Annotated in this window: 11 protein-coding genes; 2 read left to right on the top strand and 9 right to left on the bottom strand. The window is 56.8% G+C overall.

Going from position 1 to position 16190, the window contains the following annotated elements:
• Positions 1–12: 12 nt before the first annotated feature.
• The 3 genes from HFP54_RS06560 to HFP54_RS06550 form a co-directional block, all read right to left on the bottom strand.
• Positions 13–1866 carry a sulfatase-like hydrolase/transferase gene (locus HFP54_RS06560; RefSeq protein WP_168564497.1) on the bottom strand — a complete coding sequence of 618 codons (1854 nt, stop codon included), beginning with the start codon at positions 1864–1866 and terminating at the stop codon, positions 13–15.
• 285 nt (positions 1867–2151) lie between these two features.
• Complete coding sequence (locus tag HFP54_RS06555; RefSeq protein ID WP_165701497.1) at positions 2152–2322, bottom strand: hypothetical protein; 171 nt, start codon at positions 2320–2322, stop codon at positions 2152–2154.
• A gap of 110 nt (positions 2323–2432) precedes the next feature.
• Entirely contained in the window at positions 2433–3809 is a 1377-nt protein-coding gene (locus HFP54_RS06550; protein WP_168564496.1) for a glycerate kinase type-2 family protein, read from the bottom strand.
• A gap of 141 nt (positions 3810–3950) precedes the next feature.
• Between HFP54_RS06550 and HFP54_RS06545 the strand changes: the two genes are divergently transcribed.
• Together HFP54_RS06545 and HFP54_RS06540 are read left to right on the top strand one after the other, a co-directional pair.
• On the top strand, positions 3951–6437 hold the full coding sequence (locus tag HFP54_RS06545) for a DUF3516 domain-containing protein (protein WP_168564495.1): 2487 nt from the start codon (positions 3951–3953) through the stop codon (positions 6435–6437).
• Positions 6438–6527: 90 nt separating this feature from the next.
• Complete coding sequence (locus HFP54_RS06540; protein WP_146410462.1) at positions 6528–7019, top strand: DinB family protein; 492 nt, start codon at positions 6528–6530, stop codon at positions 7017–7019.
• Between the two features lie 42 nt (positions 7020–7061).
• Here HFP54_RS06540 and HFP54_RS06535 read toward each other — a convergent pair whose 3' ends face one another.
• From HFP54_RS06535 to HFP54_RS25165, 6 genes are all read right to left on the bottom strand, one after another.
• Positions 7062–8759 (bottom strand): vWA domain-containing protein, encoded by a 1698-nt coding sequence (locus HFP54_RS06535; protein WP_168564494.1) that lies wholly within the window; start codon positions 8757–8759, stop codon positions 7062–7064.
• A gap of 66 nt (positions 8760–8825) precedes the next feature.
• Positions 8826–10250, bottom strand: coding sequence for a magnesium chelatase ATPase subunit I (locus HFP54_RS06530; protein WP_168564493.1), 1425 nt, complete (start codon positions 10248–10250; stop codon positions 8826–8828).
• A gap of 442 nt (positions 10251–10692) precedes the next feature.
• Positions 10693–12348 (bottom strand): hypothetical protein, encoded by a 1656-nt coding sequence (locus HFP54_RS06525; RefSeq protein ID WP_168564492.1) that lies wholly within the window; start codon positions 12346–12348, stop codon positions 10693–10695.
• Positions 12349–12376: 28 nt separating this feature from the next.
• The gene (locus HFP54_RS06520; RefSeq protein ID WP_235951302.1) at positions 12377–13192 is read right to left on the bottom strand and encodes a TIM barrel protein; all 816 of its coding nucleotides are present in this window, start codon (positions 13190–13192) and stop codon (positions 12377–12379) included.
• A 204-nt stretch (positions 13193–13396) separates the two neighbouring features.
• The gene (locus HFP54_RS06515; RefSeq protein ID WP_168564491.1) at positions 13397–15799 is read right to left on the bottom strand and encodes a carboxylesterase family protein; all 2403 of its coding nucleotides are present in this window, start codon (positions 15797–15799) and stop codon (positions 13397–13399) included.
• Positions 15799–16179 carry a hypothetical protein gene (locus HFP54_RS25165; protein ID WP_206036024.1) on the bottom strand — a complete coding sequence of 127 codons (381 nt, stop codon included), beginning with the start codon at positions 16177–16179 and terminating at the stop codon, positions 15799–15801. The genes HFP54_RS06515 and HFP54_RS25165 overlap by 1 nt, the downstream gene beginning before the upstream one ends.
• Positions 16180–16190: the final 11 nt, after the last annotated feature.

The raw sequence follows: 16190 nt of genomic DNA, 5'->3' as shown, positions 1-16190 counted from the left end.
CCGTTCGTCGGATCAGGGCAACGATTTGACGCGATTGAGCAGACGTCCGACGTACCCGCTGACGCGCTGGGGAGCGTTCTTAGTCTTTGGTGGCAACGATTCGACACGTTCCTGCAGTTCGGCGGGCAGTTCCGACCAGTACTGATCCAGCACGTTCAATGCCGCAATCGGAACGAGTTGGCCATAGTTGTCCACGTCCGCCAAGCTCACAAGAACTGCGGGGGCACGGTCGCGCAGTGGACCGTCCATCAGCATCGCCACCTCCGCCGCGGCCACACGGACGCTGGGAGAATCATCCAGCAACGCGGCTTCCAGCATCTTGGCGATCGATGCGTCGTTCTTCCAGGCATCGTCCGGACGGCACAGGAAACTGCGCACCGCCCAGTAGCGGACGCCCGACTCGCTGCTACGAACCCATTGGTTCAGCTTGCCCAACGACGGCGGGTTTTCTCGGTCGGTGCAGGCATAGGCGACCTGGACCAACTGTTCGATGTCATAGTCGGGGCTCAACCCGAAAGTCCGTGGCGCCTGATCGCCGCTGCGTCGATGGATTTCCGCTTCAGTCAGCAAGCCCAAGTCGCGGGTTTCGATGCTCCAGTCTTGCATCGCCTGACGCATCCGACGAAGTCGATCGGCATGCTCGGGGCGACCAGCCAAGTTGACGGTTTCATCGGGGTCGCTTTCCAGATCGAACAATTCCTCCGACGGCTTGGGTTGCCAGAACTTGCTCTGGGCATCGTTCAGCTTGCCTTCGTCGAACATCCGCTTCCACACTTGGGTGGTCGGCGTTTGGAACATGTATTCGACGTGCTTCAGGTACGGACGATCGGGATAAAAGTGCTTCATGTACACAAAGCGACCATCGGTGCAGCTTCGGACCTCGTCGATTCGTTCGTCCATCCGGCCGCGATAACCGAAGATGAACGGCTTGGCTTCGCCGGCGAACCGACCCGCAAAGGGGACCCCTTGCATGTTTTCCGGCGGTTGGATGCCCGCCATCGACAACGCGGTGGGGGCCAAGTCAACAAAGGCAACCAATCGGTCCGACATGCCGCCGGGAAGATAGTTCTCCGGTGCAACGGAACGAAACTTTTCAGGGACATGAACCAACAGGGGGACGTGCAGTCCCGAATCAAACGGCCAACGTTTGCTACGTGGCATGCCGCTGCCGTGATCACCGTAGTAAAAGACGATGGTGGAATCGTCCAAGCCGTCGGCCTTCAAGTCATCCAAGACCTTGCCGACCATCGCATCCATTTCGGTCAACCGGTCGTAATACTGCGCCCAATCACGCCGGACCTCCGGTGTGTCGGGATGATAGGCGGGCAGTTTGGCTTTGGCCGGATCGTGGATCAGAGTGTGGGGCTTGTTGCGGATCTTGCTTTCGTGGCTGACCGTGAAGTTGAAAACGGCAAAGAAAGGCTGGTTTTCAGCGCGACCACGCCAGTGCGCTTGGCGACTGCTGTCGTGCCAACCGGGTTCGGGGTTCGCGAAGTTATAGTCGGTCTTGTTGTTGTTGCTGGTGTAATAACCGGCGTCGCGAAAGACCTGCGGATACAGACGCATCGCATCGGGCAATTCGACGGCGCTTCGCATGTGATGCCCGCCCAGGCTGGTGGCATACATGCCTGACACGATGGTCGTTCGCGCCGGCGCACAAACCGGGGCGTTGGACCAGCAACGCTTGTATCGAAGCGATCGCGATGCCAGCGCGTCAATTCGCGGCGTATCGGCGTATGCGTCGTTGTAGCAACCCAGTTCGGGCCCATTATCCTCGCTTGTGATCCACAGAATATTCGGGCGGTCTTCGGCCGGCGCCGTGTGGATGGTGCCCAAGATGAACGAAGCCGCACCGAGGGCGATCATCGTTCGGGTAACGATACGGGTGTAGCGTCTACACATTCCATTTCCCCACGTTTCTTTGGAAAGCCGACAACTTTGGGAAGACCCATGTGTCGGGAAAGACTGTTGGTGCGATCGTTTGACTCACCTGACCCTTCGGCCGAGGGATTTCGTCAAGCGCTGGTCGTTGCCGCTGCTGGCGACAACATTGAAAACGACGACAGTCTACCAAAGGGTGGGGGGGCAAGGGCTCGCCAGTGGCCTGAGAAAGGCGAGCGGAAAGAAACGGTCGGGCCCTCGAACGCAGGCCTACCAGTTGAACGGCCAGAACCAATACTTCTTCAAACGCCGTTCGCATTGGTGACAGCCATAAACAGCCTTCACCAACATCAGCTTTTCGTACCACCGCCTTCGTTCACGATAAGCCGTTGTTCCGCAACGTTGACAATGCCCTAGATCGGTAACGAGTGTGGTCGTCATTGGTTGCTCCAAAGACGGGAAAGTCGACCCCCCGGTATGCACAGAACACCTGCGTGCGGTCGCGCCGGTCGCATGCCTTTGTTGTAGCGATCAAACGGCAGGACGCACTATCAAAAACAAGATGAATTTTTGATAACCGCAACGCGGACGTCACAAACGTTCGTTCCGGTCGGTCCAGTGATCAAAAGTCCGCCGCAGTGTAGGAAAAAAGAATACGCATCGTTTCGTTGAAGGTGGTCTTGAATATCCAGTCCGGCATTGCGAGCGCGTCGATGCACCTGAGCATCGATCATTGCACCCGCCGCATCGGTGGGGCCATCTTCACCATCCGTGCCACCAGACAGGATGCAAATTTGTTCCCACTGTTGCGGGGTAAGGTCTTGCTTCAACAGTTCTTCGTACGCGGCCAGGACCAGTTGTTGATTCCTGCCGCCTTTGCCGCGTCGTTCGGGTGGGGCAAGACGAACGGTTGGTTCACCACCACTGATCAGACAGTTCACCGGATGGGCGGAAGCATCGCGTCGCAGCATGTCGGTGGTCATGCGGGCCAAGTGTCGCCCAACGTCTTCGGCGATGCCTTCGGATTCGCGGGCCGACTGCATGACGTGGTTGTAGCCAAGGGATTCTGCGCGAATGCCGGCTTCGTCGACGGCCAACGGATTGTTCCCCAAGACAACGATGTCGTGAGGCAGGTTACCCGTGGTGTCTGACTTTCTGGGATGTTGCAAACATCGATAAACCGATTGTGGCAACGTTTGTTGCGGATCGTACTTTCGCAGCACTTCGATTGCGTCAAGGCTGCTGGACGGATCCATCACAGTCGGCCCTGATGCGATCAGATCCAATGGATCCCCCAAGACGTCCGACAAAACCAATGTCACCAGTCGCCCCGCACGGCAGGCCGACAGCAGCCCGCCGCCTTTGATTCGGCTGAGGTGTTTCCGAACGGTGTTCAGTTCTTTGATGTCGGCGCCGGCACCGCTGAGCCATCGGGTCACTGCAACCTTGTCATCCAGGGTGATGCCGGCCGATGGTGCGGGCAACAGGGCACTGCCGCCGCCAGAAATCAATGCGATGCACAGGTCGCGTGGACCGGCCTGTGCAACGATCTCCAAAATGCGATTCGCCCCGATCACCGCATCTTCGGTCGGTTCGTTCACGCCGGCCGGCCGGCCGACGTGGACTGTGATTCCCGGCAGATCGCTTTGCGTGCCGTCGGGAACATTGATCCATCCGCTGACCGGGACGACGTCTTGGACGGCATCCAATAAACCCTTCGCCATCGCGGTTGCCGCTTTTCCGGCACCGACGACGATCAATCGGTCAAACTGTGTACGTTCGATTCGGACGTCTTCGATGCACAACATATCGCCGTCGAAACGGACACTGCGTGCGACCAGCGGTCGGGCTCGTACGGCGTCCAATCCGGCATGCCAGATATTTGTCGCGTCTTGACGAGGTGTCGTGGGGTGGGCGGCATCGTTCATGTCAATCGACATCCGGTGACGTGCGAAGCGGCTGATTGGATGAAGATTTGCCGTCCGCTCTCGGCCATCAATTGTTCGATCGCAATCTTCGATCTGGGAAGCCGAAGAACAAGCGGCGGTAATCTGCTACAACCGTCCAGCATGAGCACTGAAGATGGATCCACCAAGACGCCTCCGACCCGCGATGATGTCGCGACGGAGTATTTTGATCTGCTGAAATACGACCCTTATCCGGTCCAGGAAGAAGCGTTGCTGGCGTATTTTGCCGAGCCGGCTGAAGATGCGTCGGACGTCGGTGAAGGGGTGTTGGTTTGCGCGCCCACGGGCACCGGCAAAACGTTGATCGCCGAAGCCGCCGTGTACGAAGCGTTGCGGACCGGCAAGCGGATGTACTACACGACACCGTTGATCGCGTTGACCGATCAAAAGCTGGACGAATTGCGTTTATCGGCCGTTCGCTGGGGATTCGATGCGGATCAAGTCGGGCTGGTCACCGGCAACCGCACGGTCAACCCACAGGCGCCGGTCTTGGTCGTCGTCGCCGAAATCCTGTTGAATCGCCTGTTGAATCCGGAAGCCTTCGAATTTGCGGAGGTTTCATCGGTCGTCATGGACGAATTTCATTCGTTCAACGATCCCGAACGTGGCATCGTTTGGGAATTGACATTGGGATTGCTGCCACCCCATGTTCGCTTGCTGTTGTTGTCGGCAACGGTTGGCAATTCAATGGAATTCACGTCTTGGCTTTGGCGATCGCACCGGCGAAGAGTCAAGCTGGTGCAGGGGACCGAACGAAAAGTCCCGTTGCAGTATGAGTGGGTCGAAGACGAAATCTTACAAGACTTTGCCGAAAAGATTTCTGCGGGCGACGATGAAGTTCGGCGAACGCCTGCGTTGCTGTTCTGTTTCAGTCGTTCCCAATGTTGGACGACCGCCGAAATGTTGAAAGGCAAAAAGCTGATCGACAAAGAACGTCAATCAGCTTTGGCTGATTATCTGGATGACATCGACATGTCCCAGGGCGCCGGACCCAAGTTAAAAGCGATTCTGCAGCGAGGCGTTGGCGTGCACCATGCCGGAATCCTGCCACGCTATCGACGTATCGTCGAAGACCTTTTCCAACGCAAGCTGCTTTCGTTTTGTGTGTGCACCGAAACCCTGGCCGCGGGGATCAACCTGCCGGCCCGCAGCGTGGTTTTGCCCAGCCTTTTAAAGGGTCCCCGGGACAAGAAAAAGCTGGTGGATATCGCATCGGCGCAGCAGATCTTTGGCCGCGCCGGACGCCCACAATTCGACGATCGTGGTTACGTGTATTCGCTCGCGCACGAAGACGACGTGAAGATCAATCGATGGCGGGAAAAGTACGACGCGATTCCCGAGGACACAAAAGATCCGGGCCTGCTGAAAGCCAAAAAACAGCTGAAGAAAAAGATGCCCAAACGCCGGTCGGGCGAATCTTACTGGACCGAATCTCAGTTTCTGCAGTTGCAGGAAGCGTCCGCTGCCAATCTGGCCAGTCGGGGACGATTGCCGTGGCGATTGCTGGCGTACTTGCTGCAGCGAAATCCGGACGTCCAGCCCATTCGCGATCTGGTGGCCAGTCGTTTGCTGTCGCCCAAGGGTGTTGAAAACGCCCAGAAAGATCTGAACCGCATGCTGATCACGCTGTGGTCGGCTGGCTACATCGAACTGGATCCGAAACCACGGCCTAAATCGGCCACGCCCAAACCCAAAGCGTCGAATTCGGAACAGGAACAACCCACGGCCGGCTTGTTCGGCCATCTGTTGGATGAAATGAAGGCCAAGGGGCATGACGTGTCGTCGGACGAGGCCGACGATGAATCCGAAAACGTCGACCAAAGCCGTGGTTACGAAGTTGAAGATTATCGGCCCGATACTGCGATGCCGACCGAACGTCTGCAACGCTTAGTGTATCTGCGAAGCATCAATCCGTTGTACGGCGTCTATCTGGCCGATCAACTGGCGATCGCGGACCCCAACGAACGCATCGCGACGTTGGAAAGTGTTTTGGAAGTGCCCGGTACGGTCGCGCGATTGGCTCGAGTGCCGCAAGCCGATGAATTGCCGCCAGGCCCCTTGGCGACCACGCGATTGGATTCCCAACTACTGCAGTTGGGCTTAGCGACGCCGGAAGAATTGGGGGCTCGCAGCGATGAAGACGATGATGAACCGGTTGCCAACCGTGGGTTTGGTCGCGTCATGTTTGATGAACCGCGAGTGTGGCCACTGACGATCGGTGAAAAACTACTGCGGATGTTTCGACACGAATTTCCACGTGTGGATGACGTTCGTGTCCGTCCTGTTTGGATCGTCGGGGAATTGTTGGAATTCGGCGGCGATTTCAACAAATACGTAACCTCACGCAAACTACAGAAAGAAGAAGGCATTCTGTTTCGACATTGTCTGCGGATGATCTTATTGCTTGATGAAATGGCAAACGTCCCGCCGTCGGAATCGACGATCGAAACTTGGGAAGACCCGTTGGACGAATTGGCCGAACGCTTGACGGAAACTTGCAAGCAGATTGATCCACAAAGCACCGACGAAATCCTCAGCCCCAACCATCAACGAAACGATGAGCTGTTGGCGCCGGGGCGACGCAAGTGACCTGTGCGATGCGATGGTTCGCCTTCGGCCATCACCTTTTTCCAAGTCATTTCCCCTGTTCCCATTGAAACTACTTTTTCGAGTTTGACGATGAATGCAAGAGACGCGATTCGATATTCGATGCAACTGAGCGACCAAGTCTTCAAGTCGTATCTATCCGATTTGGACGATGGCGAAATTATGAATCGTCCAGGTGAAGGTTGTAATCATGTCGCGTGGCAGTTGGGGCATCTGATTTCTTCGGAAGTCCAACTGCTGCAGCAAGCTTGTCCAGGGCAGGGCATTGACCTACCCGACGGCTTTGCCGAAGCCCACAGCAAAGAACAGGTGGGATGTGACGACCGAACCAAGTTTCATTCGCTTGGCGAATACCTGGAACTATATGACAAGGTCCGCGCCGCTTCGGCCAAAGCACTTGATGCGATGTCGGACGAACAACTGGACGCCGCGGGTCCCGAAGCGATGCGGGAATTTTGCCCGACCGTCGGCAGCCTTTTTACCCTGATTGCCACGCACCCCATGATGCATGCGGGACAGATCGTGCCGATTCGTCGACGACTGAACAAGCCGATTCTGTTTTAGGTCGTTCCCAACTGACGATCGGTTTACCGTGCCTCGGGGGCATCAACCGATGATTTCCCGACGGTGATTGACGTAATCCCAGACGACAAAGCGGTCCAAATTGTTACCGCTGGTAAAAAAGACGCGTCCGCCGGTGGTTTCGGCCATCCGACGCGCAAAGCGGATGTCTTCTTCGCTCTGTGACCAACTGGGGACCAAGAAGATGTTGATGGTGATCCCTTCTTTGTTGCACAGCATGGCTTCGCGCATCGTGGCTGCTTCGGTCCGCGGGTCCGGTGGATACAGCATGTACAACCATTCGTCCTCCAGGTGCGCGGTGGGCAATCCATCGGTGATCAGCACGATTTGACGATTGGGGGTGTCACAGTTGACTAGGTTCTGCCTGGAAAGCTGTAACGCGTGTTGAATGTTGGTGAAGTGGGGGTGAATTTGATGTTCGCTGATCTCATCATCGGACATGTCACACTTCAGTTGCACCCAAGGGTCGTGGATGGTGACCGGCTTGGGCATCAGTTCGATGATTTCGCCGGGAGCCCTCAATTTGGCGAACGTATACATCTCAATGAAGCGAAGAAAGTCACCGGGGTATTCACTGGTGATCAACCCCTGCAGGGCCAGGGCCATTCGTTTGACGTTGATGTATTGGCCGTCGTAGCGCATCGACCCCGACATGTCCATGATGACACTGGTGGCGCACTTCGGATGGTTGCGTGTTTTGTGAACGACAATGTCATCGCTGTGCAAACGAAGCGGCCGTTGATCGCCATGTCGCAGCAAGGCATTGGTAACGGTTTGCGGCAGGTCGATGTTGGCGACGCTGTCGCCGAATTCATACGGTTTGGTTTGCTGCAGTTCCACGGCACCTTCCCCGATCACATCGCCATGATGGCGACCGCTTCGTGACGGTTGAAGTTCGCTGAAAATACGCTGCAGCAATTTGCCTTGAAAGATTTTGTAAGCCTGGGGTGTCAAACGGAAACCACCACCAGGCTTGTCTTGTTCCAGGCCCTGACGTTGGGCGTGTTCACGCACCAAGTTTTCGACTTGCTGTCGCATTTCCTCCAAGGATTGCATGTCGCCAGGTTCGGCAAACTCGCTTAGCAGATCCATGTCGATGATGCCGATCTGCGCCGTTTCGGCGGCCTGTTCCAATTGCTTCAACAGTTCATCGATCTTCTCCAGTTCCTCCTTGACTTCCAGTGCTTTGGGAACGGACATGGATTGCTGGCCGGTGAAGTCATACTTGCTGGCCAATTCTTGAACTTGGTGTTTGTCCGACATCCGTTCGGTCACGTTCAGCAAACCGCGGGCGGTGTCGCCACCGTCGTCGCCGGCTTGAAACCATAGTCGTTCCAAAAGGTACGGCTGTTCCCGATGAATGGCTTGGCGGAACAAGCTTTCCATCTTCTTTGGGACCTTGACGCGTTTGGCCGCACTCTGAAATGCCTTGCGAGCCTTCTTCTGAACGGAGTAGGTCTCGTAGGTCTCCAAAATCTTTCGTTTTCGTTCCTCCAGCATGGCCCGCAACATGTCGAGGCTGGGACCGAGGCCGGCGATCTGGCTGGGATCCAAGCGAACGGCATTGGCCAATTCCTCTTCGGTCAGCTCGCGATAATTCCCGTACATCATCGCCTGTTCGAACGCCGACGACACCAAATCGGGCGGCGGTGCCGAAGGCGGTGGGAACTGGACAGGATCGTATTTTTGGTAGGCGTGAATGACGCCGCCGATTCGTCGCATGGCGATGATTTCGATACGGGGGAAACGCTGGAATCGTCAGAGACAGAGACGCGAAGGTCACGCCGCCTAAAATTCGTATTCGATTTTGCCGAACTGGGTGGAACGGCTGATCTTGTCCATGGCGTACAGGCCTGCCAGCACGAATTCGACGCACGATGCACGCACCGCTTGGTCTTCGCTGGCATTGACCTCGAAAGCCTTTGCCCATGCCGGCGGTACGCTTTGCAATCGTTCGGCGTATTGGCTGCTGGGCAACTGGTCGCCGACTTCGACGCGTACACCGCCGCGGAAAATTTCTGCGATCTCTGCCAGCCCGTGTTCTTCGACATATTCCCCGAAAACGGTTTCGATCGCCTGGGCGACGATCGAATCGATGATGTGCTTCTCGCTCATCTGGTGCGAGCCCATCAGGTCCAATTCCAGTTTGCCCAGTGCACTGGAGTACAGGTGCCCCAGATCGCTGATTCGCGGCACGGCGGGTTTTTCCCCGTGCAGGATTCCGCGTTGACGGGCCGAAGCGACCATATTGCGGAAGTTCGCCAAGGAAAAACGAGCCGATACACCGGAGGCCTGGTCGATGTACTTGCTACGCCGTGCCTGGGCCGTGATCTCTTCGACGATTTGGTACATGAAGAACGGCACCTGCACCGGGTAGTCACCATCCAGGTCATCGGCCAATTCTTGACGAAGGATCTCAATCCCCTCCACACGGTCGTGTGGGTAGTGAGTCTGGATGATGGATCCGATGCGGTCCTTCAGCTGCGGAATCACCTTTCCGCTGCGGTTGTAGGTCGCGGGGTTGGCCGAAAACAGAATGGCGATATCCAAGTCAAATCGAATCGGAAAGCCGCGGATTTGCACGTCACGTTCTTCCAGAATGTTGAACAAGCCGACTTGGACCAAGTCGTCCAACTCGGGAAGTTCGTTCATGGCAAAGATGCCACGGTGCATACGAGGGATCAGCCCAAAGGAAAGCGCTTCTTCGGCACCCATACTGACGCCACCGGTCAACTTGGCCGGGTCAATCTCGCCAATGATGTCGGCAAACTTGGTTCCGGGGCTCAAACGTTCGCTGTAGCGTTCGTTTCGGTGCCACCACGCGATCGGGATGTCTTCGGGATCATGTCGTGCAATTAGGTCCTTGCCCAACGATGTGATCGGACGATACGGGTCTTCGTGTACCGGCAATTCGGGGTGATCGATGTAGGGTACCCACGGATCCAAAAATCGCGGCAACAACCGCATAATCTTTGACTTTGCTTGGCCCTTTTCCCCCAGAAAAAGCATGTCGTGCCCGGCAAGGATCGCCAAATTGATTTCAGGGATCACGGAATCTTCATAGCCGACGATGCCGGGAAACAGTTCTTCGCCTTCGGCCAGCATCCGAGTCAGGTTGTCACGCATTTCGCGTTTGACCGTTTTGGATTGCCAACCGGTTTCGCTGAGCTGACGAAGGTTTGATGATTTCGGTGGAGCCAAAACGGCATTCATGGACATCTCAAGTCGAACGGGCGATGGAACAGAAAGGGCTGCGGCGACGGACAGCGAACGGAACGCGAGATTGTATCGGCTGGTGCAGTGTCACAAAAAAAAGACGTTCGCCGAGTGCGGTCCGCAACCGCGTTTCGCCGCTGATGGTGTTGGTCAAGTCGCCGATCGGATTCCAGCCGGACACCTGGTCAATCAATGGCGGTCAATCCCGGGCGACGGGACAGCCAACCGATGACCAGCATCTGCATCGACCCCGCAACACGGCCGTCTGGTGGGGCGGCGTTTGGCCGACGAATCCATGCGTCACATTGGGGGTGGTCGCATGCCTTGGGACAAAGTTCTCCGTGGCAAGATTGCGACCGACAGTCAAATGCCGCGATACAAAGACCGTCGTATAGAGATGGCGCATTGGGACGACGATCCGACGGATCCGTGTTCGACGTCAGTTCGCCGTTTGCACCGTGGGTAGGGAATCAAGAATCTCGTCCAATTCCAACCGTTGCAAATTCGTGGCGACTGCGGCCGCCTGTTGCAATTGGTCGCGGACGTACAGGTGAATCGATTCGCGTTCTCGACCTGATTCGTCGTCCGCGGTACGCAGCCACAGTTGTGCGACACGAATCAGTTCGCGCACGTCGTGGGGGTCACGCAGCAACTGTTGCTGGGCACTGCGTGCGAATCGTCCGCTGGCGGTCGGTGGCACCATCGCCAATCCGCTGTCCCAGTCGCGCAAGATCAAACAGCGGTAGCGGGCGGTTAACAACTGAGTTTCTGGGGACTGTTCAAACAGTTGCTGAAATCCGCCCACGCGTTCGGCGACGACTTTGGCTTGGTCGACATCCCGTCGCATTTGGTCCCACTGCTGTCGCTGTTGATGCGACAAGTTCATCGTGTCGACGCTATCGATCATCACATCGCAAGCGTCGAATGCTTCGTGGCAAAGGCTGGTCTCGCATGCGTCCAAACCGATTTGTGACCACAGGATCATTTGATCGGTGCTGATGGTCTGCTCGGCTGCCCACGCGAAAGCGGTTGCACACCGCTGATCCGGTGCGTCGATGAAAGATTGTGTCGATCCGGCGATTATTCGAAGGGCGGATACAAGGTCCGCGGTCAAATCGTTCCAGCGAATCTTCAGCAGGCTTTGTTGCCGTGCATCAAGCTCGCTTTGCTGGCGGTCCGATTCACCGTCAAATGGCAATGGTGTGTGGGCATCTGGCCCAGACGATTTGGCCGATTCATCGCCCGGTTTGCTGCGGAGCGAATCGATGGACTTGGCATCGATTTCCGGGGCTCCGGGTGTCATGTCGATGGATGATGCATCCGTTGCAATGATGCCGGATGTCGATTGTTCTGGTGGCTTCTTCGGCGAAGTCGATTCGGGTATCGGCAAAGTCACCCGGTCCGTCGCATTCGGTGTTGGCGTGACTACCTCAGCGTTGGTGCCAAGGGGCACGACCGCGGCGGGCAAGGACGCATTGGCTGGCAACGCATCGTTGGTCAAGGCTTTGGCCGGGGGATCGGACGAACGGATCGATCTCAGTACCGGCAAAATGCAAGCCAACGCGATCACGCAACCCGCGGTGAACCAAGCCCACTGACCGATCCACTGGGCTGGTCGATTGCCGCCTCGAGGCCGATGTGACCGAGCCGCGGGCGTCACAATCACGACGGGATCGTTGCAAAACCGCTGGTCGGTTTGAACTCGATTTCCACCGAAGCGATCCGCGTCGGCGGACAGCCATGGCGTGGTGCGGTCATCGGGCAGAATCAGCGGCTGGAACTGTGATTCGGCAATTTCGGAATCCGCCAACTCGCAGGGCAGTATTCTCGCCACGTGGGCACGCTGCACAAAATCGACACGGCGTCGTGGATCCAACAGCCGATAGGTGGACGTCGCAAGGCCGGAAAGGTGATTCGATGTTTCTTTTAAGTCAAAATGCTCTGACGCCGTCTGACTGAAAATGACTTCCGCGATTTTGGAAGCGCGATGTGCAGCGGCTTCGCGAATGACCGCTTGTCGACATTCGTCACGTCGGACTCCCAAACGACGGAAGTCGTTTCGCAGGTCGTCGTCGTGGTGAATGTCTTGGACCATCCAAGGGGCTCGAAATACCTAGTAAAAATCATCCCTGGCAAATCTGGAAAGCGTGTTTCAGCGACGCCATGGGGTTTTCGGCGGTGGGGATAAATTCTTGGGCCAAGAATCCGTCAAATCCGGTCCGCCGTATCTCTGTTATCACTGCGGGATAGTTGATTTCTTGAGTCTCGTCCAGTTCGCCGCGTCCTGGATTTCCTGCCGTGTGATAATGCCCCACAAAGTCGTGATAAAGGCGAATGTGACGGATCAGGTCTCCGTGCATGACCTGTACATGATAGATGTCGAAAAGTAGTCGAAAGTTCCGGGAATCCATCGACCTGACCATGTCGACGCAGCGGTGGACGTCGTCGCCAAAATACCCGGGGTGACCCTTCATGGGATGGCTGTCGTCGACGCTGTTCAGGTGTTCCAGGACCAAAGTGATCCCCTTGCTTTCGGCGTAAGGGAGCACCCTTTTCCAACACCGCAAACAGTTGGCGGTAGCGGTTTCATCCTGAATGCCCTTTTCCCGCATTCCAGTGAACGTGATGACATTGGGGGCCCCGTTTTGGACTGCCACGTCGATCGCTTCCACCAATTTGGCCTCGACCATGGCGTGATTCTCGGGGTTCACGGGCCCCTGACGAAATCCGTGGCTGCTGACCAGGCTGATCTCGAGGCCCATTTTTCGGACTTCCGGATAAGCCGACCGGTCGATTCCTTCGAGCGCGGAGTAGCCGATGCGTTTGGCATGTCGCGCCAGAGTCAACGCGTCCATGGGTTTGAAGCACCAGCCCATGATGGATTGTCGGAACGTCGGGTCGGTCACTTTGTTGGTCTCCGAAAGGGAAGGTGGAGACAACAGTATGACCAAATTGTCGCCGAGATTCCGGCGTGGGACTCCAGCGATCCGCCAACAATCCCCGGCCACCAAAGGACAGGTACTCTCGTCGAAGCTTTGCAAAAGCAGGTCGCGTCGGTCGCAACACCGATGACCGGCCAGTGAATCGCGAAGCGAAACGACCGCCTTCAAAACGCCCTGACGAAATCGGCAAACCCGACAACGTCAAGGAATCTGAATGAACATCCAAAATGGGCGACGTCGATCCGCACGACTGCGGACATCATCCAGCATGGTTTGCACACCGCCGTCATAATCGAACGACGCACGGCTGTTGGTGCCGTAGCGGATGATGATCGGTTCGGCCAAGTCGATTCCCATGTCGGGGGTCAAACCGATTCGAAACTCTTTGGCTGGTCCTTTAACGCGGATCTGGTTCCCTTCATTGACCTTGGAATCGATGGAACCGGCGCGGCGAACGTTCTCCCATAGCACCGGATCAACCAAAACCGCATCGTTCATCTGGTTCAATTCCAGCCACCAAAAATAATTGTCGGTCGGTCGCATGGTGGCCAGTTCCAAGTCACGCGGAATGGCGGGGCGGCGATGCGAAGACAACTGCATCCATTGAAACAAGTCGGGCGATTCTTCGAAGAAGTGCTCGTTGCCGCGGCCACGGTATTCGACCACGACTGAATCATCGTTGGGTTTCAAGTAGTCGTCATAAATGGCACCGTTACGTGCCAGGGGAGGCGGGCTGCCGTCGATTTCCCCGATCACAAAGTACTTGGGGATGTAACGCGAATTCTTGTCATAGTGCAGGATCGTCTTGTCCGGTTCACCGCTGATGGCGATCAATCCAGCCCAGTGATCCGGATGCGACACCGCGATGTCCCACGCGGCGGTGCCCCCGTGCCCGTGGCCGGCAATGAAGACGCGATCCGAATCGATCGACACGCGACGCATCGCGTGACGCAACGCCGACAGCACGCGATGGTGTTCGGTCGCGGTGTATTCATAACTGCGTTGACCTGGTCGATTCCATTGCGGGGCGACCACAACGAAGCCGTGACGGGATCCCAATCCGACACGCTGTTGCAGTCCTTCGTTGTACTGGCCTGCCCACCAAATGATCTGTTGTCTCGGGCTTCCACCGGCTGGATGTAAGGCAACGATGCAAGGATAAGAACGTCGGGGATCGTATTCCGGTGGCAGCTGGACTTCGTACTGAAAATCGGTGGTCACCGGATCAGAATCGTTCTCCGGTGCATCCGTTTGTTGTTGTGGTGGCCACGCGATCAAACCGACACGGTCTTCGACGAGGGATCGATCCGGATACGTCAGTGCCGGTCGAATCAGCGGCAGCATCCGAGCGATGTATTCAGGTTGGCCACCTTCCAAGCGATTGATGCGATCCAGGATTTCCGTGCGTCGCTGGGCGGTTGATTCACCCAAGTACTCCACGACCAGATCGCGGACTTCGATCAGTGAAGTGGCGACCTTCAGGTTTTGCTCTCCCGAACCACCGCCCATGATCCAGCCGCTGACCGCAAGAGCGACCCGGCTTTCAAGCGGTAAGTTGTCCAGTTCACCCAGGCGCAGATAGTCGCTTAGTCGATCCAGCGTTGCCGGGTTAAAGTCCCGGGCCAATTCATCCAGCCAAGGCTGAAGTGCGTCGGCGGAATGCTGTGGCAACTTGGCGACTTGCTCGATCAAACGCTCGCGCACTTCATCGACACGCTGCTGCTGCGATGTCATGGCCGCCTTTGCATCGGACACCTGCAGCCGACGTTCACGGCTTAGTTCGGCGACGGGGATTCGGTTCAAAATGTCAGAAGCCAGTTGAGGTTGGCCGGCATCCAACCGCGTCTGTGCTTCCTGCAAATACTGCATCGCGATTTGTTCGGACATCTCAGTGATGCTGGCATCAAGATCCAAACCGTCATTCGCGTCGGGAAAGTCTTTCTTGATCCGCTGAAGTTCTTCTTTGGCGTCGGCGTAACGCTCGGTGGAGATGAAAAAACGAACCGCCTTCAAGCGTTCTTCGCGACTCTGTTGGTCAAAGATGGAACCGAACAAGCGTCGCAGTGAATCGCTGCCGATGGTCGACGTCGCCACTCGCATGTCCCACTTGTAGGACGGTCGACCGGTCAATGCTTCTAGGCTGGCGTAACGCGGCGTCAGTTCAGTGATGCCTTGCAGCACGGCTTCGGTATCGCCCTTGGGGCCGCGGATAAAAATCTCGCGGCGTCCATAGGCGTTCAGCGGGCTGACGCCATAGATGCGACCCAAACCACCGACGGGAGTCCCGCTGCCGTGTTTAGGCTGCCAGATCTCGATGGCTTGACCCCGTGGATCGATCTGATTGACGCGAACGACCATGCCGCGTCGATGCACGTAAGTTCGTTTCAATCCGTCGTCGATCATGGCGATCGTCAGCGCACCGCCGCCGGTGGTCCCGCCACGCGAAAACGCGTTTTTGTCGATCGTAGGGATTTCGATGTAGTTGCCACGCAGTTCCATGCCATTGCGCAGCAGGACCAATTGTTCCGCAGCCACAAATGTGGGGTAAAACGCGGTGGTACCGCCAAGGACGACAGGCAAAACAAAGAACCAGAGCCGATTCATTAACTGGTTTCTCCGGCTCGGTCCGAAGCCAGCAATGCCATGGCTTTCAGCAGGGACCGACCGACCGGTGCAACACTGCTGCGGACCGAACGGACGACCGGCATGGTTTGGCCGACCCACATGTCCGGTCGCCATTGTTGCCAAGCCGGTACCGATGGTCCCGGCGTCGGACCTCCGGCCAGCCATTGATCCGAAAGCACAGATTGTGGCAGCCTGGGATCCGTGTTGGTGATGCGATCGATTGGCGATGACGGATCCGACGTCCCGACTAGCGCTCTTTCGTCAGGCGAAATCGAATTGGCGGAACGAACGGCCTGCGTTTCATGGCGATCGGCCGTCTGCGCCGATGGGCTGGCTGGATCGGGCCATACGTAAATCATCAAACCTAGCG

This window comes from Crateriforma spongiae (assembly GCF_012290005.1).
Taxonomy (GTDB): domain Bacteria; phylum Planctomycetota; class Planctomycetia; order Pirellulales; family Pirellulaceae; genus Crateriforma; species Crateriforma spongiae.
Note: the sequence above shows the minus strand (reverse complement) of the source record. Positions and strands in the feature narration are given on the sequence as shown.

What these genes read in the sequence shown, in the direction of transcription:
- HFP54_RS06560 (WP_168564497.1), bottom strand. Translation starts at nt 1,866, where the DNA reads ATGATCGCCCTCGGTGCGGCTTCGTTCATCTTGGGCACCATCCACACG.
- HFP54_RS06555 (WP_165701497.1), bottom strand. Translation starts at nt 2,322, where the DNA reads ATGACGACCACACTCGTTACCGATCTAGGGCATTGTCAACGTTGCGGA.
- HFP54_RS06550 (WP_168564496.1), bottom strand. Translation starts at nt 3,809, where the DNA reads ATGAACGATGCCGCCCACCCCACGACACCTCGTCAAGACGCGACAAAT.
- HFP54_RS06545 (WP_168564495.1), top strand. Translation starts at nt 3,951, where the DNA reads ATGAGCACTGAAGATGGATCCACCAAGACGCCTCCGACCCGCGATGAT.
- HFP54_RS06540 (WP_146410462.1), top strand. Translation starts at nt 6,528, where the DNA reads ATGAATGCAAGAGACGCGATTCGATATTCGATGCAACTGAGCGACCAA.
- HFP54_RS06535 (WP_168564494.1), bottom strand. Translation starts at nt 8,759, where the DNA reads ATGCGACGAATCGGCGGCGTCATTCACGCCTACCAAAAATACGATCCT.
- HFP54_RS06530 (WP_168564493.1), bottom strand. Translation starts at nt 10,250, where the DNA reads ATGAATGCCGTTTTGGCTCCACCGAAATCATCAAACCTTCGTCAGCTC.
- HFP54_RS06525 (WP_168564492.1), bottom strand. Translation starts at nt 12,348, where the DNA reads ATGGTCCAAGACATTCACCACGACGACGACCTGCGAAACGACTTCCGT.
- HFP54_RS06515 (WP_168564491.1), bottom strand. Translation starts at nt 15,799, where the DNA reads ATGAATCGGCTCTGGTTCTTTGTTTTGCCTGTCGTCCTTGGCGGTACC.
- HFP54_RS25165 (WP_206036024.1), bottom strand. Translation starts at nt 16,179, where the DNA reads ATGATTTACGTATGGCCCGATCCAGCCAGCCCATCGGCGCAGACGGCC.